17 protein-coding genes are annotated in these 19,102 nt (G+C 68.4%); 3 read left to right on the forward strand and 14 right to left on the reverse strand.

Going from position 1 to position 19,102, the window contains the following annotated elements; translation table 11 throughout:
* Positions 1-8 precede the first annotated feature (8 nt).
* The 5 genes from cdd to TSH58p_RS06545 form a co-directional block, all read right to left on the reverse strand.
* Complete coding sequence (cdd, locus tag TSH58p_RS06525; protein WP_256380058.1) at positions 9-425, reverse strand: cytidine deaminase; 417 nt, start codon at positions 423-425, stop codon at positions 9-11.
* A 5-nt stretch (positions 426-430) separates the two neighbouring features.
* On the reverse strand, positions 431-1,405 hold the full coding sequence (locus TSH58p_RS06530) for an ABC transporter permease (RefSeq protein ID WP_109071767.1): 975 nt from the start codon (positions 1,403-1,405) through the stop codon (positions 431-433).
* Positions 1,398-2,546, reverse strand: coding sequence for an ABC transporter permease (locus tag TSH58p_RS06535; RefSeq protein WP_109071768.1), 1,149 nt, complete (start codon positions 2,544-2,546; stop codon positions 1,398-1,400). The genes TSH58p_RS06530 and TSH58p_RS06535 overlap by 8 nt, the downstream gene beginning before the upstream one ends.
* A gap of 115 nt (positions 2,547-2,661) precedes the next feature.
* Positions 2,662-4,197 carry an ABC transporter ATP-binding protein gene (locus tag TSH58p_RS06540; protein WP_109071769.1) on the reverse strand — a complete coding sequence of 512 codons (1,536 nt, stop codon included), beginning with the start codon at positions 4,195-4,197 and terminating at the stop codon, positions 2,662-2,664.
* A 157-nt stretch (positions 4,198-4,354) separates the two neighbouring features.
* Complete coding sequence (locus tag TSH58p_RS06545; protein WP_109071770.1) at positions 4,355-5,353, reverse strand: BMP family protein; 999 nt, start codon at positions 5,351-5,353, stop codon at positions 4,355-4,357.
* 229 nt (positions 5,354-5,582) lie between these two features.
* Here TSH58p_RS06545 and TSH58p_RS06550 point away from each other — a divergent pair, with 229 nt between their 5' ends.
* Positions 5,583-6,245, forward strand: a complete 663-nt coding sequence (locus TSH58p_RS06550) for a LysE family translocator (protein ID WP_247874234.1) — start codon at positions 5,583-5,585, stop codon at positions 6,243-6,245.
* 4 nt (positions 6,246-6,249) lie between these two features.
* On the opposite strand, the gene TSH58p_RS06555 is transcribed toward TSH58p_RS06550, so the two are convergent.
* The gene (locus TSH58p_RS06555; RefSeq protein WP_109071772.1) at positions 6,250-6,918 is read right to left on the reverse strand and encodes a DedA family protein; all 669 of its coding nucleotides are present in this window, start codon (positions 6,916-6,918) and stop codon (positions 6,250-6,252) included.
* Positions 6,919-7,136: 218 nt separating this feature from the next.
* Between TSH58p_RS06555 and TSH58p_RS06560 the strand changes: the two genes are divergently transcribed.
* Positions 7,137-8,834 (forward strand): methyl-accepting chemotaxis protein, encoded by a 1,698-nt coding sequence (locus TSH58p_RS06560; RefSeq protein ID WP_158282642.1) that lies wholly within the window; start codon positions 7,137-7,139, stop codon positions 8,832-8,834.
* Between the two features lie 24 nt (positions 8,835-8,858).
* On the opposite strand, the gene mrdA is transcribed toward TSH58p_RS06560, so the two are convergent.
* The 5 genes from mrdA to TSH58p_RS06585 all read right to left on the reverse strand — a co-directional run bounded on the left by mrdA (position 8,859) and on the right by TSH58p_RS06585 (position 14,305).
* Complete coding sequence (mrdA, locus tag TSH58p_RS06565; RefSeq protein ID WP_109071774.1) at positions 8,859-10,736, reverse strand: penicillin-binding protein 2; 1,878 nt, start codon at positions 10,734-10,736, stop codon at positions 8,859-8,861.
* Positions 10,737-10,792: 56 nt separating this feature from the next.
* Positions 10,793-11,305 (reverse strand): rod shape-determining protein MreD, encoded by a 513-nt coding sequence (gene mreD, locus TSH58p_RS06570; protein ID WP_109071775.1) that lies wholly within the window; start codon positions 11,303-11,305, stop codon positions 10,793-10,795.
* A complete protein-coding gene (gene mreC, locus TSH58p_RS06575; RefSeq protein ID WP_038528588.1) occupies positions 11,302-12,171 on the reverse strand; it encodes a rod shape-determining protein MreC in 870 nt (289 codons plus the stop codon). Before mreC ends, mreD begins: the two co-directional genes overlap by 4 nt.
* A gap of 90 nt (positions 12,172-12,261) precedes the next feature.
* Entirely contained in the window at positions 12,262-13,302 is a 1,041-nt protein-coding gene (locus TSH58p_RS06580; protein WP_014240000.1) for a rod shape-determining protein, read from the reverse strand.
* Positions 13,303-13,765: 463 nt separating this feature from the next.
* Positions 13,766-14,305 (reverse strand): TIGR00645 family protein, encoded by a 540-nt coding sequence (locus TSH58p_RS06585; RefSeq protein WP_348981754.1) that lies wholly within the window; start codon positions 14,303-14,305, stop codon positions 13,766-13,768.
* A gap of 198 nt (positions 14,306-14,503) precedes the next feature.
* On the opposite strand from TSH58p_RS06585, the gene phoU reads away from it, so the two are divergent.
* Positions 14,504-15,208, forward strand: a complete 705-nt coding sequence (phoU, locus tag TSH58p_RS06590; RefSeq protein ID WP_035672701.1) for a phosphate signaling complex protein PhoU — start codon at positions 14,504-14,506, stop codon at positions 15,206-15,208.
* A gap of 200 nt (positions 15,209-15,408) precedes the next feature.
* Here the strand turns inward: phoU and ilvC are convergent, their stop codons facing one another.
* From ilvC to TSH58p_RS06605, 3 genes are all read right to left on the reverse strand, one after another.
* The gene (ilvC, locus tag TSH58p_RS06595; RefSeq protein ID WP_109071777.1) at positions 15,409-16,428 is read right to left on the reverse strand and encodes a ketol-acid reductoisomerase; all 1,020 of its coding nucleotides are present in this window, start codon (positions 16,426-16,428) and stop codon (positions 15,409-15,411) included.
* 163 nt (positions 16,429-16,591) lie between these two features.
* The gene (gene ilvN, locus TSH58p_RS06600) at positions 16,592-17,098 is read right to left on the reverse strand and encodes an acetolactate synthase small subunit (RefSeq protein ID WP_014239995.1); all 507 of its coding nucleotides are present in this window, start codon (positions 17,096-17,098) and stop codon (positions 16,592-16,594) included.
* 50 nt (positions 17,099-17,148) lie between these two features.
* Positions 17,149-18,912 (reverse strand): acetolactate synthase 3 large subunit, encoded by a 1,764-nt coding sequence (locus TSH58p_RS06605; protein WP_014239994.1) that lies wholly within the window; start codon positions 18,910-18,912, stop codon positions 17,149-17,151.
* Positions 18,913-19,102 lie beyond the last annotated feature (190 nt).

Genomic DNA, 19,102 nt, shown 5'->3' on the forward strand with positions numbered 1-19,102 from the left:
AGTTCCCCTCAGAAGTCGAGATTGTCGGGACCGAAGGAGTGCGGCAGCAGTTCCTCCAACGTAAACGTGCGACGAAGCCCTTCCGGTCCACAGACATGAATCGGCGTGTCGGGTTTGGCGAATTCGCGCAGGCGCTGGCGGCACCCGCCGCAAGGCGTGCACAACCGCCCGTCGCCGGACTGGCCGCCCATCACCACGATCGCCCGGATGCTCCGGTCCCCGGCCAGGATCATCGCCCCGATGGCCGAGGCCTCGGCGCACTGGCCCTGCGGGTAGGCGGCGTTCTCCACATTCGCCCCGGCGTGGATGCGCCCGGATTCGCCCAGAATGGCCGCGCCCACGGAAAAATGCGAATAGGGCGCGTAGGCCTGCGCCATCGCGTCGCGGGCGGCGGCGATCAAAGCGCCGTGGGATTCGTTCGGCACGCCCATCACCGCTCCTTCACGTAGGGGACGCCGCTGGCCCTGGGCGCCACCGCCCGCCCGACGAATCCGGCGAGGAGGAGCACGGTCAGCACATAGGGCAGCATCTGGATGAACTGCACCGGGATCACCCCCACCACCGGCAGCGGCACGCCCTGCAGGCGGACCTGCACGGCGTCGGTGAAGGCGAACAGCAGGCAGGCGAACAGCGTCGGCCAGGGCCGCCATTTCCCGAAGATCAGCGCGGCCAGCGCCAGATAGCCCTTGCCCGCCGTCATGTCGCGCACGAAGCCGGCGCCATGGGCGGTGGACAGATAGGCGCCGGCGATACCGGTCAGCACCCCGGTGATGATCACCGCCTGATAGCGCAGCCGCGTGACCGACAGGCCCGCCGTGTCGACCGCCGAAGGGTTCTCCCCCACCGCGCGCAGCCGCAGCCCGAAGCGGGAGCGGGTGAACACCCAATGGGTCGCCACCACCAGCAGGACGGTCAGCCAGATCAGCACGTTGGCGTCGTCGATCAGTTCCCGGTAGACGGGACCGAGGACCGGGATGGCGGACAGCGCCTCCACGCCCGGCAGACGGACCTGCGGCAACCGCGCCTCTCCCGGCAGCAGCGGGGTCTGCCCGCCCTGGCGGAACCAGGCGTAGGCCAGGGTCGGCGCTAGCCCGGCGACCAGGATGTTGATCGCCATGCCCGACACCACCTGGTTGCCCTTGTGGGTGATGCAGGCGAAACCATGGACCAGCGCCAGCGCCACCGAGGCCGCGACGGCGGCGCCCAGGCCCAGCCAGGGGTTGCCGGTGGATGAGGCGACTGCGGCGGCGAAGAAGGCGCCGGCCAGCATCTTGCCCTCCAGCCCGATGTCCACCACCCCCGCCCGCTCGCTGTAGAGCGCCGCGAAGGCGGCCAGCACCAGCGGGGTCGCCACGCGGATGGTGGCGTCGGTCAGCAGCAGGGCGACGAGCAGGGCGTCATCCATGCGCCGCTCCTCCGCCGCGGCGGCGGAACAGCGCCTCCACCTGCGGCTTGAACAGGTTCTCCAGCGCCCCGGCGAAGAGGATGACGAGGCCCTGGATGACCATCACCAGCTCCCGGTTCACGGTGGGGTATTCGAAGGACACCTGACCGCCCCCCTGCGCCAGCACGCCGAACAGCAGCGCCGCCAGGACGATCCCCACCGGATGGTTGCGCCCCATCAGCGCCACGGCGATGCCGACGAAGCCCACCCCGCCCGTGAAGTTCAGCAGGATGCGGTGCTGCACCCCCATGATCTCGTTCACGCCGACGAAGCCGGCAAGCGCCCCGGAGATCGCCATGGCGAGGATGATGTTCCGCGCCGGGGAGATGCCGGCATAGACCGCCGCCCGCTCGTTCCGCCCCACCGTGCGGATCTCGTAGCCCCAGCGGGTCCGCCACAGGAACAGGTAAAACAGCGCGCAGCAGGCCAGCGCCCACAGGAAGGACAGGTTCAGCGGCGAGGCCGGGATGGCGACGCCGAGCCAGCCGAGCGCCCGGTCCATGGTCGGCAGCCAGACGCCGGGATCGAACTCGCGCGTTTCCGGCGACTGCGAACCGGGGCGGATCAGCACGTCGACCAGCAGGTAGGTCATGATCGCGGCGGCGATGAAGTTGAACATGATCGTCGTGATGACGATGTGGCTGCCGCGCTTGGCCTGGAGCCAGCCGGGAACCGCCGCCCACGCCGCCCCGAACAGCGCCGACAGGGCCACCGCGCCCAGCGCCGCCACCGGCCAGGGCCAGCCGGTCAGCGCCAGCCCGACCAGCCCGGCTCCCAGCCCGCCGAGATAGGCCTGCCCTTCGCCGCCGATGTTGAACAGCCCGCAGTGGAAGGCGATGGCGACCGCCAGCCCGGTGAAGATGTAGCTGGTCGTGTAGTAGAGGGTGTAGCCGATGGCCTCGGGATAACCAACCGCCTCGGTCACCAGCAGCGCCAGCACGTCCAGCGGGTTCTCGCCGATCACCAGGATGACCAGCCCGGACAGGACGAGGGCGGCCAGCAGGTTCAGCAGCGGCAGAAGCGCATAGCCGACCCAGCCGGGCACCTCGCCCGGCCGGTCGAAGCCCCGGCCCGTCACCCCCTGCGCCGCGTCCTGCGCCATCCCGGCTCCATCCGTGGTGATTCCCGTTCACAAGCCGGAGGGTTCGAGCGTCCCGGCGTCAAGGAAAGTGCCCCGCGCACCGGGCCAGCGCAAGCGGGAGCGTTCGGGGTCAGCCTTACGCAGCCTCCGCCACCCCGGCCATCATCAGGCCGAGGCGCCGCTCGTCCGCCTCGTCCGGGGCGACCTCGCCCACCAGACGGCCGTCGAACATGACCAGGATGCGGTCGGAGAGCGCGCGGATCTCGTCCAGCTCCACCGACACCAGCAGAATCGCCTTGCCCTGGTCGCGCAGGGCCACCAGACGGCGGTGGATGAACTCGATGGCGCCGATGTCCACGCCGCGGGTGGGCTGGCCGACCAGCAGCAGGTCGGGGTTCCGCTCGATCTCGCGGGCCAGCACGATCTTCTGCTGGTTGCCGCCGGAGAAGTTGGCGGCGGGCAGGCGCGGGTCGCGCGGGCGCACGTCGTAGGCGTCCATCTCCGCCGCGCAGCGGTCGAACACGGCGCGGCGGTCCATCAGGAGCCGCCCGTTGAAGGCCGGTTCGCCCTGATGGCCGAGGATCGCGCATTCCTGCGCCTCGAAGCCGGTGACGAGGCCGACCCTCTGCCGGTCCTCCGGCACATGGCCGACGCCGAGCGCGCGCAAGCCCCGCGCGGTGAAACGGTCGGGCCGGTCGGCCAGCTCCTCCCCGCGCAGGCGGACGGACCCGCCGGCCAGCGGGCGCATGCCGGCCAGCGCCTCCAGCAGTTCGGACTGGCCGTTGCCCGACACGCCGGCGATGCCGACGATCTCCCCGGCGCGCACGGTCAGCCCGACGCCCTTCACCCGCTCCACCCCGGCGCCGTCGCGCACGCGCAGGCCGGAGACCTCCAGCACCGCGGGGCCGGGCGTTACGGGCGCCTTCTCCACCCGCAGCAGCACCTTGCGCCCCACCATCAGCTCGGCCAGCTCCTCGCGGCTGGTCCGGGCGGTGGCGACGTTCGCCACCACCTGCCCGCGGCGCATGACCGTCACGTTGTCGGTCAGTTCCATGATCTCGCGCAGCTTGTGGGTGATGATGACGACCGTCTTCCCCTGCTCGCGCAGCGCGCGGAGGATGCGGAAGAGATGGTCGGTCTCCTGCGGGGTCAGGACGCCGGTGGGTTCGTCGAGGATCAGGATCTCGGCGCCGCGGTAGAGCGCCTTCAGGATCTCCACCCGCTGCTGCGCGCCCACCGGCAACGCGCCGACCGGGCGGTCGAGGTCCACCTCCAGCCCGTAGTCGCGGGCGAGCCGGGTCAGCTCGGTCCGCGCCCGCGCCATCCCGGCGGCCAGGGTGACGCCGCCCTCCGCCCCCAGCAGCACGTTCTCCAGCACCGTAAAGGGATCGACGAGCATGAAATGCTGGTGGACCATGCCGATCCCGGCGGCCAGGGCGTCGCGCGGGCTGCGCACCGCCACCGGGCGCCCGTCCACCAGGATCGTGCCGCCATCGGCGGGCAGATAGCCGTAGACGATGCTCATGATCGTCGATTTGCCGGCGCCGTTCTCGCCGATCACGCCGTGGATGGTGCCCTTCGGCACGGCCAGCGACACGTCGCGGTTGGCGTGGTTGGCACCGAACCACTTGTTGACGCCGCGGGTTTCCAGGGCGGGGGGAAGTTGGGGCATGGGGACTTTCATGATTGGAAGGTCCTTGCCCCCACCCTTCCCACGGCTTCGCCGCGGGCCCCTTCCCTCCCCCGCTTCGCAGGAGAGGGGGCTATATCCCCTCTCCTGCGAAGCGGGGGAGGGTTAGGGAGGGGGCAACCGTTCGCCGATCAACCACTCACGGCTGATACGGTTTCACCACCAGCTCGCCCGCGATGATCTTCCGCTTGGCCTCCTCGACGGCCTTTTCCATCTCCGCCGTGACCAGCTTGCGGTTGTTCTCGTCGAGCGCGTAGCCGACGCCCTCCTCCTTCAGACCGACGACGCGATGCCCGGCCGTCCAGTTGCCGTCCTTGGCCGACTTCATGCAGTCGTAGACGGTCACGTCCACCCGCTTGACCATCGAGGTCAGGATCTTGCCCGGATGAATCCAGTTCTGGTTGCTGTCCACCCCGACGCCCAGCTTGCCGCCGTCCGCCGCGGCCTGGAGAACGCCGAGCCCGGTCGCGCCGGCCGCCGCGAAGACCACGTCGGCGCCGCGCCCGAACTGGCTCTTGGCCAGCTCCGCCCCGCGGGTGGGGTCGTTCCAGGCGGCGGGGGTCGTGCCGGTCATGTTGGTGAAGACCTCCCCATCCGCCTTCACATGGCGAACGCCCTGCTCGTAGCCGGTCAGGAAGTTGCGGATCAGCGGGATGTCCATGCCGCCGATGAAGCCGACCTTGCCGCTCTGCGAGGCCAGCGCCGCCAGCATGCCGACGAGGAAGGAGCCCTCATGCTCCTTGAAGGTCACCGACTGGACGTTGGGCAGGTCCAGCTTGTCGTCGATCAGGCAGAACTTCGTGTTCGGATATTCGCGCGACACCTTGTCCACGGCGGCGGACTGGGAGAAGCCGACCGCCGTGATGACGGTGGCGCCGCGCCGCGCCATGTTGCGCAGCGCCTGCTCGCGCTGGCTCTCGCTGGTGATCTCGAACTCGCGGTAGACGATCCCGGTCTCCTTCTTGAAGCGCTCCGCCCCGTTGTAGGCCGCCTCGTTGAAGGACTTGTCGAACTTGCCGCCCTGGTCGAACACCACCGCCGGCATGAACTCGTCCGCCGCCAGGGCGGGGCCCGCGGCGGGAACGGTCGCCGCCGTCAGCGACAGGGCCAGAATGGTCAGAATGCGCGTCATCGTCATCGTTCCGCTTCCCCGTTCCGGTTCGCCCGCTTGCCGGGTCGTGGCGGCCAGGATAGCCGCTCCTCCCGCCCCGTGACAGGGGGCACATGGCAGGGGGAATTCCGCCGCAGGTCACAGCCCGTATGTGACCTCCGCCCGCGACGCCGGTTGACGGAAGGGCGGTGGCCCGCTATCACGCCCGCCATTGCCCGGAGGAGGGGCCGGAGAGGGGAATCGCATATTGGACGAGGTGATCGGCGTGCATGGTCTGGTGGTGCTGCTGCAGGGCATCGTCCTGGGAATCGCCATCGCCGCCCCCGTCGGTCCGATCGGCCTGCTCTGCATCCGGCGCACGCTCCAGCACGGGCCGCTGATGGGCTTCTTCACCGGCTTCGGCGCCGCCGTGGCCGACACCATCTACGGCGCCATCGCCGCCTTCGGCGTCTCCGCCGCGCTGGACTTCCTGCAGGGGCATGAGATCGCCTTCCAGCTGGTCGGCGGCATCTTCCTGATCGTCGTCGCCATCCGCACCTTCCGCCAGAAGCCGGAGGACGAGGAGCGCGAGGCCGCGAGCGCGCCCGACACGCCCTCCTTCCTCGGCGGGTTCATGACCGGCCTGTCGCTGACCCTGACCAACCCGGCGACGATCATGGCCTTCATCGCCATCTTCGCCGGCTTCGGGCTGGGCGGCAATCTGGGTCGGGTGGACGCCTCCACGCTGGTGGCCGGCGTCTTCATCGGCGCGTCCTTGTGGTGGTTCACCTTGTCCATGGGCGTCGCCGCCGTGCGCCACCGCATCTCCGACCGCGGGCTGACCCGGCTGAACCATTGCACGGGCGTGGCGCTGGCGGCCTTCGGCCTCTGGGCGCTCGGCATGGCCTTCACCGGCATGGCCGGCTGGGCCATGGGGTGAGCCCTCAAGGGCTGAGCGGCGCCCCCGCCACCGGCGGATCGCCTCCGGAGGACTTCTGGGCGCGGCGGATGCCATGGAAATGGCTGACCAGCCGGTACAGGTACAGCCCGACCAGGACCACCAGCAGCCCCACGGTGAAGTAGCCCACCAGGCTGTGCGCGAAGGGCCAGCGGGACAGCATGTAGCCGGTCCAGGCGAGCAGCAGCGTCCACAGGATCGACCCGGCCCCCGAATAGAGGCAGTAGAGCGGGATCGACATCCGGCAGGCCCCCGCCGGGATCGAGATCAACGTCCGCACCCCCGGCACCGGCTGGGTCAGGAAGACGGCGATCCCGCCATGCTTTCCGAACCACTCCGTGCTTCGTCGGACCTTTTTGGGGTGGATGGTCAGCCAGTGGCCGTAGCGTTTCAGAAAGGCTTCCAGCCGGTCGCGGCCCATCAGCCGACTGGGCAGAAACCAGACCAGCTGCCCGACCAGCGAGCCCAACCCACCGGCCAAGGCGACGCCGAGCAGATTGTACTCGCCCTGCGCCGCTGCGATTCCGGCCAATGGAATAACCGATTCCGCCGGAACCGGCGGGATGACCCGCGCCAGGACCAGCAGCAGGAAAATGCCCACGTAATTCATCGTGTGCATCACATCGACCAGCCAATTGGTCAGTCCGCCAGCCATTTCTGCCCACTCTGATTTTAATCCTTCAAAAAACAGGCCGGCGGGCCGTCGGTTCCTGAACGATGTCGCGGCGTGAAACCGCATGTCACATTCAGATGATAAATGTTTAGATATGAAATAGGTAAGAGACGTACACACGTATGTGTGCAGCCAGACGTCTCCGTTCGATACCTGTCATGGCGCGTCCGCTCGGCCATGGCAAAAAAGAGAGAACCGCCATGCTTCTAAGCAACCTCAAGATCTCAACGAAAATCCTGTCCATCATCATCATGCTGGGGGCCATCTGCGCGGGCATCACCGCCACATCGGTCTCCGGATTGGACGCGCTGAGCCGCGCCACCGACGAGATCAAGGCTTCCGGCGACGAGATGAGGCTCGGCGCACGGCTTAATCGCCTGGTGGTTGAACTGCTCCGCGACGAATACCGTCTTGCCGCCAACCCCGCCGACCTGCCGGAGGTCCTGCCCTCCATCGCGACGAGCCGCGACGCGCTGTCCACCAACCTCACCAGGGTCAAGGAGACCGCCGACCCCGAGCAGAAGCGCTTGCTGGCCGATTTCGAAGCGGCGTTGGCGCTTTACAAGAATCAATTGGAACAGACACTTGCCACCGCCCGCCAGATCAACGCGAAGGGCGCCGTCGGGTTTCACCAGGACATTCTCGCCTCGGTCGAAAGCAGCGCCGTCGCCGCGCGGAAGCTCCAGGATCTGAGTGTCAACTACACCTCCTACACCGACAACAAGGCCTCGCGGCTGTCCGACGATGCCTCCCAACTGGCGGAGCGGCGGATCGTCCAGCTCATCGCCGCCGCGGCGATCGGCATTCTCGTCGGCCTGCTGCTGGGCTGGCTCATGGCGCAGTTCGGCATCGTCCGGCCGGTGGCCGCCATCGTCGCCTGCCTGCGCGGGCTGGCCGACGGCAAGCTCGACACCGTGGTGTACGGCACCGACCGCAAGGACGAGGTCGGCGCCATCGCCGCCACCGCGGACGTGTTCAAGCGCAACCTGCTGCACAGCCGGGACATGGAGCGTGAGGCCAAGGAGGCCGAGGCCCGGTCCCAGGCGGAGAAGCGCGCGTCGATGCTCGCCCTCGCCGGCCGCTTCGAGTCGCAGGTGGGGGGCATCGTGAACGACGTCGGCGGCGCCGCGACGGAGCTTCAGGCCACCGCGGCGCAGCTCGCCTCGGCAGTCGAGGAGGTCGGCGCCCAATGCAGCGCCGTGGCCGGCGCGTCGGAGGAAGCCAGCGCCAACGTCCAGACCGTCGCCTCGGCGTCGGAGGAGATGTCGGCCTCCATCCATGAGTTGGCCGAGCGCGTGACCCGCTCCGCCGCGCGCTCCAAGGCCGCGGCCGAGGGGGCCAACCAGGCCCAGGCCCAGCTCGACGCCCTGGCCGCCGCCATCGAGCAGGTGGACCAGATCGTCGCCTCGATCAACGCCGTCGCCTCCCAGACCAACCTGCTGGCCCTGAACGCGACCATCGAGGCCGCCCGCGCCGGCGAGGCCGGCAAGGGCTTCGCCGTGGTCGCCAGCGAGGTGAAGAACCTCGCCAACCAGACCCACGCGATGACCGAGCAGATCGGCAACCAGATCGCCGCGGTGAAGAGCGCCTCCGACCGGACGGTGGAGGCCATGCGCGCCATCATCACCCAGGTCGAGGACATCGACCGCTCCACCGCGGAGATGGCCGCCTCCGTCGAGCAGCAGAGCGCCGCGACCGGCGAGATCAGCCGCAACGCCCAGCAGGCCGCCAACGGCACCGCCGAGGTCTCCAGCAACGTCGCCGGCATCCAGCAGGCGGAGTCGGAAACCAGCGCCGCCACCCACAGCGTGAAGAGCGCGGCCGACCAGCTGGCCGAGCGCGCCTCCAGCCTGAAGCGCGAGGTGGACCAGTTCCTGGCCGAGGTGCGCGCGGCCTGATCCGCCGCGCGGCCCCCTAAGCCCTCAGCCCCGGGTGCCCCCCGGCGGCGGGGGCGGCGGGGCGCTTTCTGCCACGGAGGCGCGGCCCGGATCGCGTTTCTGGCACTCCAGAAGGATGTCGCGCGCGATCGGCGCCGCCGCGGTGGACCCGCCGCCGCCATGCTCCACGAACACCGCGCAGGCGTAGCGCGGGGAACTGACCGGCGCGTAGGAGATGAACAGCGCGTGGTCGCGCTCCCGCCAGGGCAGGTCCTCGTTCTTCTTCACGCCGGTGCTGCGCTCCGCCATGGTGATGCGGCGGACCTGGGCGGAGCCGGTCTTGCCGGCCATCTCATAGCCGGGTTCGGTGATGCGCGACTTGTAGGCGGTGCCGTTCGGCGCGTTGGTCACCTCGTACAGGCCGCGCAGGACGAGGTCGAGGTTCTCCTTCTTCACCCCGATCGGCGGCCAGCTCGTCTGCTCGCCCGACAGCGCCTTGATCTGCTTGGTCAGGTGGGGCTTGACCGCGAAGCCGCCGTTGGCCAGCCGCGCCGTCATGGCGACGAGCTGCATCGGGGTGGACAGCACATAGCCCTGCCCGATCGCCGCGATCAGCGTTTCGCCCTGCGCCCAGGGCTTGCCAAGCGCGCCCTTCTTCCAATCGATGGAGGGGATCAGGCCCGGCCGCTCGTGCGGCAGGTCCAGCCCGGTCAGCTGGCCCATGTCGAAGCGGTTGGCCATCTCGGCGATGCGGTCGATGCCGATGCGCCGCGACACGTCGTAGAACCACACGTCGCAGGAATGGCGCAGCGCGCCGACAACGTCCACCGTGCCGTGGCCGCCCTTCTTCCAGCAGTGGAAGCGATGGTCGCCGAGGTCCATGTGACCCGGACAGAAGACCGAGTGGTTGCGGCTGATCAGCCCCGACTCCAGAGCCGCCAGGGCCACCACCGGCTTGAAGGTGGAGCCCGGCGGGTACTGCCCGGCCACCGCCTTGTTGTTCAGCGGGGTCGCCTGGTTGGACAGCAGCTCCTCCCACAGTTCGGCGCTGATGCCCATGGTGAACTGGTTGGGGTCGTAGCTGGGGTGGGAGCACAGGGCGTAGATGCCGCCGGTGTGCACGTCCATCACCACGGCCGACGCGCTGACCTCCTGCGACAGCCGCTGCTGGACGAATTTCTGCAGGCCGATGTCGATGGTCAGCTGGACCTCGCGCCCCGGCTGACCCTCGTCGCGCGACAGCTCGCGGATGACGCGCCCGACCGCGTTGACCTCGAGCTGGCTGGTGCCCGCCGTGCCGCGCAGCGCCTTCTCGTGATACTTCTCCATGCCGGCCTTGCCGATGCGGAAGCCGGGCAGCGACAGAACGGGGTCGCCGTTCAGCTCCGCCTCCGACACGGCGCCGACATAGCCCAGGATGTGGGCGGTCGCCTCCGCCTCCGGGTAGTGGCGGATCTCGCCGACCTCGATGGCGACGCCGGGCAGATCCGGCGTGTTCATCTCGATGGTGGCGACCTGCTCCCAGGTCAGGTTCTCGCGCACGGTGACCGGCACGAAGCGGCGCTTGCGGTGCAGCTCGCGCATCACGCGGCGGCGGTCGCCGTCGGTCAGCGGGACGATCTTGGAGATCTTGTCGAGCGTGTCCTGGATGTTGCGCGTGCGCTCCGACACCACGACGACGCGGTAGTTCTGCTGGTTCACCGCCAGCGGCGCGCCGAAGCGGTCGACGATGGTGCCGCGCGACGGGGCGACCAGACGCAGGCTGATGCGGTTCTCCTCCGCCAGCATGGTGTAGCGCGCGGATTCCACCACCTGCAGGTAATAGAGCCGCCCGACCAGAGCGGACAGACCGGCGAGCTTCAACCCGCCCAGCACGGCGGCGCGGCGGGTCAGCAGGCGGTAGCGGTCGGTGTCGCGGTCCATCGCAGTCAAAGGCTCACATCCCCTGCCAGATCATCCCTGCCGGCCATTCCCGCCCGTCACCCTTGAAGAAACGCGCGGTGGACGCGGATCAACATCCAGGCAATCGCCGGAAAGAACGCCATGGTCAGCAGCGCCTGGAACAGCGCCGGCCGGAAGGGCAGCACCGTCGCCTGGAGCGCCGAGAAGGCCAGCCACTGGATGCAGGCCACGCCCATCATGATCAGCCCGAAGCCGAACCACATCAGGGCGAAGGTGCTGGACACCAGCACGCGCCGCTGGCTGGACACCGCCGAATGGACCAGCACCAGCACCAGCGCGTTCACCCCCAGCGGCCCGCCGGTCAGCAGGTCCTGCAGAAGCCCGATCAGGAAGGCGGTGCCCGGCCCCATCAGGTCGGGCCGGTGGATCGCCCAATAATAGACGGCGATGGCGGTCAGGAAAGGCGCAACCGACGCATAGCCGGGCAGCGGCACCGGGATCATCCCGACCAGCGCCAGCATGACCGTCACCGCGAAGGGGGCGAGATTCCGCCCCGTCTTGTCCAGCCGCTGCCACAAGGTCAGCGTCATTTCGACTCGGATGACGGTTCCGCCTCGCTTCCCGGCAGGCTGAACTCGACCAGCTGCAGGTGCTCGACCCGCGACAGATCGACGTTCGGCTGCACCCGGACGCCACGTTCACCAGCCGAGGACACCACGCCCACCGGCAGGCCCGGCGGGAACTGCCCGCCGTGACCGGAGGTCACCACCCGCTCGCCCACCTGCACCGGCGCTTCCGGCGGCAGGTAGAGAAGCCGGGTCTGGTCGGAATTGTCGCCCGCCATCACCGCCCGCTGGCGCGAGCGCTCCAGAACCACGGGGATGCGCGTGTTGATGTCGGTCAGCAGGAGGACGCGGGCCGACCATTCCCCGACTTCGATCACCCGGCCCACCAGCCCGCTGCCGGCGATGGCCGCCTGCCCCTTGCGCACCCCGTCGCGGCGGCCCGCGGTGACCACCAGCGTGCGCAGGAAGGAGCTGCCCGGAGCGGCGATGACCCGCGCCGTGATGAAGGAGGATGACGGCTCCGGCGTCGCCTTGAGCAGGGAGCGCAGGCTGATGTTCTCCGCCTCCAGCCGCAGCGCCGCCTGCTTCCATTGCAGAAGCCGCGCGTTCTCCGCCTTCAGCCGCTGGTTCTCCTCGAAGGCGTTCTGCACCTCGACCACCGACTCCACGACATGGGCGGCGGTGGCGGCGGGGCGGGAAATCGCGTCGAGGATCGGAGCGAAGGCGTCGGTCACCCGGGCGCGGGCGCTGTCCACCGACAGCGCGTCGATCCGTCCCACCATCATCAGGGCGACGGAGGCGAGCACCAGCAAAAGGAAGGAAAAGCGCTGGGCGAGCGCCCGCAGCGGGGCGGCAAGGCGCACGACGGAACCGGAATTGCGAGGCTTCACAGGATCATCCCGTCCAGGTACGCGATCCGCCCCCGGCTACGCCGGCGAATGGACGAACCACCGGGGGAACCCAACCGAGCAATACACCAATCAGTAGGCGCTGACCAAGACGTTTCGCAGCGTCTTCATCTCTTCCAGCGCCCGCCCGGTGCCCAGCGCGACGCAGGACAGCGGGTCGTCGGCGATCGACACCGGCAGGCCGGTGGCGTGGCGCAGGACGAAGTCCAGGTTGCCCAGCAGGGCGCCGCCGCCGGTCAGCACGATGCCCTTGTCCACGATGTCCGCGGCCAGTTCCGGCGCCGTGTGCTCCAGCGCGACCTTCACCGCCTCGACGATGGCCGACACCGGCTCCGCCAGGGACTCGGCGATCTGCCGCTCGGAGATGATGAGTTCCTTGGGCACGCCGTTCATCAGGTCGCGGCCCTTGATCTCCAGGATGCGGCCCTCGCCGTCTTCCGGCGGGCAGGCCGAGCCGATTTCCTTCTTGATCCGCTCCGCCGAGCCTTCGCCGACCAGCAGATTGTGGGTGCGGCGGATGTAGCCGATGATGGCCTCGTCCATCTTGTCGCCGCCCACGCGGACCGAGCGGGAATAGACGATGCCGCCCAGCGACAGGACGGCGACCTCGGTGGTGCCGCCGCCGATGTCGACGACCATGGAGCCGGTCGGCTCCGTCACCGGGAGCCCGGCGCCGATCGCGGCGGCCATCGGCTCCTCGATCAGGAAGACGCGGCGGGCACCGGCGGCCTCCGCCGATTCCTGGATCGCGCGGCGCTCCACGGCGGTGGAGCCCGACGGCACGCAGATGATGACCTGCGGGCTGGCGAAGCTGCGCCGGTTGTGCACCTTGCGGATGAAGTGCTTGATCATCTCCTCGGCGACTTCGAAGTCGGCGATGACGCCGTCGCGGAGGGGGCGGATGGCCTGGATGTTGCCGGGCGTGCGGCCCAGCATCATCTTCGCCTCGTCGCCGACGGCCAGCACCTGCTTCTTGCCGCGGACGTTGGCGATGGCCACGACCGAGGGTTCGTTCAGAACGATGCCGCGGCCCTTGACGTAGACCAGGGTGTTGGCCGTCCCCAAATCGATCGCCATGTCGGCGGAAAGCACGCCGAGGAGTTTGGAAAGCATGGACCCGACTAACTCTTCAATGCGGTTGAGACGGCCTTGCCGGCGATGTGCCCGCTCCGGTGCGGAGGGCCACGCCCGCCAACGGTTCCATAGACGAATGCCCCTTCGCGCTCAAGCGGAGAGTGCAACCGGCACGCCTTGCCGAGCCCTGTTGCCGGCGCCCGTGGGGCGGTCGCCGGCGCCGGTCCGGCGCTCTGGTCGATGGGAGGCGGTCCTTGAGGCAAGGCCGGTCCCGGCGGAATGTCCAGTCCCCGAAGTCGTGGCGGAACGCCGTCCTTCGGTGCCCGCCACACTGCCGCGTCAGGGTTAATTTTCCGTCAACGGGAGGCGGAAACCTCCGGCGTCCGGCCAACCGCCCCGCTCGCGTCGGGGGTATCCTTAGGCTGATTCCCAACCCGCCGCAACGGCTTTGTGTCGGGTTTGAAACCGCTCCGGCACCCCGGCCCCGGCCCCGGCGGATGCCTCAAGGATGATCGGATTTCACGGCGGCCTCGGCCTTCATCTTCGCGCCGTGATGATCCCCTTCCAGACGGTCCATCAGGGCCAGCAGCACGCCGGACAGCACGAACGTCATGTGGACGATGACCATCCACATCAGGTTCTCCTTGCTGGTGTTGTCGATGTTCATGAAGGCCTTCAGCAGATGGATGCCGGAGATCGCCACGATGGAGGCGATCAGCTTCAGCTTCAGCCCGCCGAAATCGACCTTGCCCATCCAGTCCGGACGGTCCTTGTGGTCGGCCACGTCGATCTTGGACACGAAGTTCTCGTATCCCGAAAAGATCACCATCAGCAGCAGGTTGCCGGCCAGCGACAGGTCGATCAGCGTCAGCACGGCCAGCAGCACGTCCTTTTCCTGCATCTCCAGCACATGCGGGACGATGTGGAAAATCTCCTGCGTGAACTTGGTCAGCAGGAGCAGCAGCGAGATGACGAGCCCCAGATAGAAGGGGGCGAGCAGCCAGCGGCTGGCGAAGATGATCTGTTCGAAACGGCGTTCGATCATGACGGTCGGCGTCCGTGCTTGGTCATAGGGGGTAGGAGGGCCGGACTCTTGCCATTTCGCACATGCGAAATCAACCGTTCCCATGCCGCTCCCATGCCGCGCCCGCCGCGTCGCCCCGCGGCAACAGCACTGGCCTGCGGGGCCGCGAAATTGTAACGTTCCCGGCCGTCCGCCGCACCGATAAGGCCCGTCCCCATGAAGCACCCCGCCCCGCACATCGTCACCGCGTTCGAAGACGCCATGAAGCGGCTGAAGGCCAGCATCGTGCAGATGGCGGGCGCCGCGGAAACCCAGCTCGACGGCGCGCTGACCTGCCTGACCCAGCGCAACCCGGAGCAGGCCCGCGCCATCGTCGAGTCCGACGCGCGGCTCGACAGCTACGAGCACGAGATCGAGGCCAATTGCATGCGCATGCTGGTGCTGCGCCAGCCGGTGGCCGACGACCTGCGCGAGGTGATCGCCGCCCTGAAGATCGCCGGCAATCTGGAGCGCGTCGGCGACCACGCCGCCAACACCGCCCGCCGCGCCGTCTCCGTGGCCGAGTTCCCCGAATCCCCGGCGATGAGCACCCTGCCCAACCTGGGCCGCCTGGTGCGCCAGCGCCTGACCACGGCGGTGGACGCCTATGTGGACGGCGACGTCGAGCTGGCGCTGCGCGTCTGGCGCACCGACGACGAGGTCGACGCGCTCTACACCAGCCTGTGCGAGAGCATCAACCAGTCGGCCGCCCGCCTGCCGGAGATGTTCACCGCCCACATGCACCTGCTGTTCATCGCCAAGAGCCTGGAGCGCATCGGCGACCACGCGACCAACATCGCGGAGGTGGTGCATTTCGTGCACACCGGCCGGCCGCTGCTCGACGAGCGCCCGAAGGCGGACCGGTCGCGGGGGGATGTGTGAGCTTTCCCAGGCGGTTGCACTTGCCCCCACCCTAACCCTCCCCCGCTTCGCAGGGGAGGGAACTGCCGCCGCTTCGCATAATCCCCCTCCCCTGCGCAGCGGGGGAGGGCCGGGGTGGGGGCAATGGAATGAAGACTGCTCCCAAAAACGAAAAAGCGCGCCTCGCGGCGCGCTTTCCCGTTTCCAGGCCCAGGAACCGATCAGTTCTTGGTCTTGTCGACCAGACGGCGCTCGGCGATCCACGGCATCATGGCGCGCAGCTTCTCGCCAACCTGCTCGATCGAATGCTCGGCGTTGCGGCGGCGGGTCGCCTTGAAGGACGGCTGGCCGGCCTTGCACTCCAGCATCCAGTCGCGGACGAAGCGGCCGGTCTGGATGTCCTCCAGGACGCGCTTCATCTCCGCCTTGGTCTCCGGGGTGATGATGCGCGGGCCGGTCTTGTAGTCGCCGTATTCGGCGGTGTTGGAGATCGAGTAGCGCATGTTGGCCATGCCGCCCTCATACATGAGGTCGACGATCAGCTTCACCTCGTGCAGGCACTCGAAATAGGCCATCTCCGGGGCATAGCCGGCCTCGGTCAGCGTCTCGTAGCCGGCCTTGATCAGCTCGGTCAGGCCGCCGCAGAGCACGGCCTGCTCGCCGAACAGGTCGGTCTCGCACTCTTCCTTGAAGGTCGTCTCGATGATGCCGGCGCGGCCGCCGCCGATGGCCGAGGCGTAGGACAGGGCGATGTCCAGCCCGTTGCCCGAGGCGTTCTGGTGCACGGCCACGAGGCAGGGCACGCCGCCGCCACGCTGGTACTCGCCGCGGACGGTGTGGCCGGGGCCCTTCGGCGCGATCATGAACACGTCGAGGTCGGCGCGCGGCTCGATCAGGTTGAAGTGCACGTTCAGGCCGTGCGCGAAGGCGAGCGCGGCGCCTTCCTTCAAGTTCTTGGCGAGGTCGTCGCGGTACAGGTCGGCCTGCAGCTCGTCCGGGGTGAGGATCATCACCACGTCGGCCCAGGCGGCGGCCTCGCCCGGAGCCATGACCGTGAAGCCGGCGGCCTCAGCCTTCTTGATGGTGGCCGAACCCGGGCGGAGGGCGATGCGCACGTCCTTCACACCGCTGTCACGCAGGTTGTTGGCGTGGGCGTGGCCCTGGCTGCCGTAGCCGACGATGACGACCTTCTTCCCCTTGATCAGGTTCACGTCGGCATCACGATCATAATAGACGCGCATGGTGGTCTTCCTTGGATTTTTCGATCTGGTGGTGCGAGTTTTGCGCAGCGGAATTACTCCACCGGCGAAAGGGCCGCGTCAAGCACAAGACTGTTCGGCAGACCTGCAAAAGGACGGCGGGCTGGGTCGCCTGAGCGTCATAGCCCGCCGCACGGGGCCGGGATCAGAACCCGGTGGCTCCCTTGGACATGGCGACGACGCCGGTCCGGCTGGCCTCGACGAGGCCGAGCTGGGCCATCAGCCCGACGAAGTCGTCGACCTCCGCCGTCGTGCCGGTCAGTTCGAACACGAAGGAGGTCAGGGTGGCGTCCACCACCTTCGCCTTGAAGATGTCGGCCAGCCGCAGCGCCTCGATGCGGCGCTCGCCGGTGCCGGCCACCTTGACCAGCGCCAGCTCGCGCTCGACCGACGGCCCCTCGTCCGTCAGGTCGTGCACCTTGTGCACCGGGACGAGGCGGTCGAGCTGGGCCTTGATCTGCTCCACCACCATGCGGGTGCCGGAGGTGACCAGGGTGATGCGCGACAGGTGGTCGGCGTTGTTCACCTCCGCCACCGTCAGGCTTTCGATGTTGTAGCCGCGGCCCGAGAACAGGCCGATGACGCGGGCCAGCACGCCCGGCTCGTTGTCCACCAGCACGGCGATGGTGTGCTTCTCGATCTTCTCTTCCACGATCCGTACTCCGCCAGAGGGCCTTCAACCGTTCGTCTTGGTCGCCGCGATCAGACCAGCACCATGCCGTCTTCCGGCGTGGCGTCGGACGGGCTGTCCTCCGGACCGAACAGGATTTCGTTGTGGGCCTTGCCGCCGGGGATCATCGGGAAGCAGTTCTCCTTCGGGTCCACGGCGATGTCGATGATGCAGGGGCGGTCGGTGACGGCGAGCATCTTCTCGATGACCTCGTCCACCTCGGCCACCGTGGTCGCGCGCAGGCCGACGCAGCCCCAGCTTTCCGCCAGCTTCACGAAGTCGGGCAGCGCCTCGGAGTAGCTGTTGGAGTAGCGGGAGCCATGCAGCAGCTCCTGCCACTGGCGCACCATGCCCATGTACTTGTTGTTCAGGATGAAGATCTTGACCGGGGCGCGGTACTGCACCGCCGTGCCGATCTCCTGCATGTTCATCAGGAAGGAGGCCTCGCCCGACACGTCCACCACGATGGCGTCGGGGTGGGCGAGCTGGGCGCCGATGGCCGCCGGCAGGCCGTAGCCCATGGTGCCCAGGCCGCCGGAGGTCATCCAGCGGTTCGGCTCGTCGAAGGGCAGGAACTGGGCGGCCCACATCTGGTGCTGGCCGACCTCGGTCGTCACGTAATGGTTCTTGCCGCGCAGCGCCTCGCGCAGCCGCTCCAGGGCGTACTGCGGCTTGATGACCGCCTCGGTGCGGTTGTAGTTCAGGCAGTTGCGGGCGCGCCAGCCCTCCACCTGCCCCCACCACTCCTTCAGGGCGGTCTGGTCGGCGCGCTTCTGGCGGGCCTTCCAGATGCGGATCATGTCCTCCAGAACGGCGCCGGCGTCACCGACGATGGGGATGTCCACCGCGACGTTCTTGTTGATCGAGCTGGGGTCGATGTCGACGTGGATCTTCTTCGAGCCCGGCGCGAACTCCGACAGCTTGCCGGTCACGCGGTCGTCGAAGCGGGCGCCGATGTTGATCATGACGTCGCAGTTGTACATGGCGAGGTTCGCCTCGTACGTCCCATGCATGCCCAGCATGCCCAGCCACTGCGGGTCCGACGCCGGGAAGGCGCCCAGCCCCATCAGGGTCGAGGTGATCGGGAAGCCGGTCATCTTCACGAACTGGGTCAGCAGCTTGGCCGCGATCGGGCCGGCGTTCACCACGCCGCCGCCGGTGTAGAAGATCGGGCGCTTGGCGGTGGCGATCAGCTCAATGGCCTCCTCCACGCGGGCGATCTCGGGCTTCACCTGCGGGCGGTAGGTCTTGTGCTTCACCTCGGTCGGCGGGATGTAGGTGCCGTCGGCGAACTGCACGTCCTTCGGGATGTCGACCAGCACCGGGCCGGGACGGCCGCTGCGCGCCACGTAGAAGGCCTCGTGCATGGTGCGGGCCAGCTGGTTGACGTCCTTCACCAGATAATTGTGCTTGGTGCAGGGGCGCGTGATGCCGGTGGTGTCGGCCTCCTGGAAGGCGTCGTTGCCGATCAGGTGGGTCGGCACCTGCCCCGACAGGCAGACCAGCGGAATGCTGTCGCACAGCGCGTCCAGCAGGCCCGTCACGGCGTTGGTGGCGCCGGGGCCGGAGGTCACCAGCACGCAGCCCACCTTGCCGGTGGAGCGGGCGTAGCCTTCCGCGGCGTGCACGGCGGCCTGCTCATGCCGGACGAGGATGTGCTTGATGTCGTTCTGCTGGAAGATGGCGTCGTAGATCGGAAGTACCGCGCCGCCCGGATAACCGAAGATGATGTCGACGCCCTGGTCCTTCAGGGCCTTGATGACGATCTGCGCGCCGGTCAGCTTCTGTTCGGGCATAGCTCACGACCTTCCAATGGGGGCCCCTCATTTCACGGGCGGCCCTGTTCCTTCTCAAACCCCGGCGATGGCCTGCTGGGAAAACAAGGGGTTATCCCCAAAGGCGAAGGCCGGGACCGGCAAACTAGACAATCCGCCGGTCGTCGGTCAACCCATTTTGCGAATGATCGAAAAGATTTTTTGCCGCAGT

The organism is Azospirillum sp. TSH58, from assembly GCF_003119115.1.
Taxonomy (GTDB): Bacteria; Pseudomonadota; Alphaproteobacteria; order Azospirillales; family Azospirillaceae; genus Azospirillum.

Excerpts from the sequence above, each read along its gene's own strand:
- mrdA (WP_109071774.1), bottom strand. The coding sequence starts at position 10,736 with ATGGACCGCGACACCGACCGCTACCGCCTGCTGACCCGCCGCGCCGCC.
- TSH58p_RS06540 (WP_109071769.1), bottom strand. The coding sequence starts at position 4,197 with ATGCCCCAACTTCCCCCCGCCCTGGAAACCCGCGGCGTCAACAAGTGG.
- TSH58p_RS06530 (WP_109071767.1), bottom strand. The coding sequence starts at position 1,405 with ATGGATGACGCCCTGCTCGTCGCCCTGCTGCTGACCGACGCCACCATC.
- TSH58p_RS06555 (WP_109071772.1), bottom strand. The coding sequence starts at position 6,918 with ATGGCTGGCGGACTGACCAATTGGCTGGTCGATGTGATGCACACGATG.
- TSH58p_RS06545 (WP_109071770.1), bottom strand. The coding sequence starts at position 5,353 with ATGACGATGACGCGCATTCTGACCATTCTGGCCCTGTCGCTGACGGCG.
- phoU (WP_035672701.1), top strand. The coding sequence starts at position 14,504 with ATGAAGCACCCCGCCCCGCACATCGTCACCGCGTTCGAAGACGCCATG.
- mreD (WP_109071775.1), bottom strand. The coding sequence starts at position 11,305 with ATGACGCTGACCTTGTGGCAGCGGCTGGACAAGACGGGGCGGAATCTC.
- TSH58p_RS06580 (WP_014240000.1), bottom strand. The coding sequence starts at position 13,302 with ATGCTTTCCAAACTCCTCGGCGTGCTTTCCGCCGACATGGCGATCGAT.
- TSH58p_RS06535 (WP_109071768.1), bottom strand. The coding sequence starts at position 2,546 with ATGGCGCAGGACGCGGCGCAGGGGGTGACGGGCCGGGGCTTCGACCGG.
- TSH58p_RS06560 (WP_158282642.1), top strand. The coding sequence starts at position 7,137 with ATGCTTCTAAGCAACCTCAAGATCTCAACGAAAATCCTGTCCATCATC.
- TSH58p_RS06605 (WP_014239994.1), bottom strand. The coding sequence starts at position 18,912 with ATGCCCGAACAGAAGCTGACCGGCGCGCAGATCGTCATCAAGGCCCTG.
- ilvC (WP_109071777.1), bottom strand. The coding sequence starts at position 16,428 with ATGCGCGTCTATTATGATCGTGATGCCGACGTGAACCTGATCAAGGGG.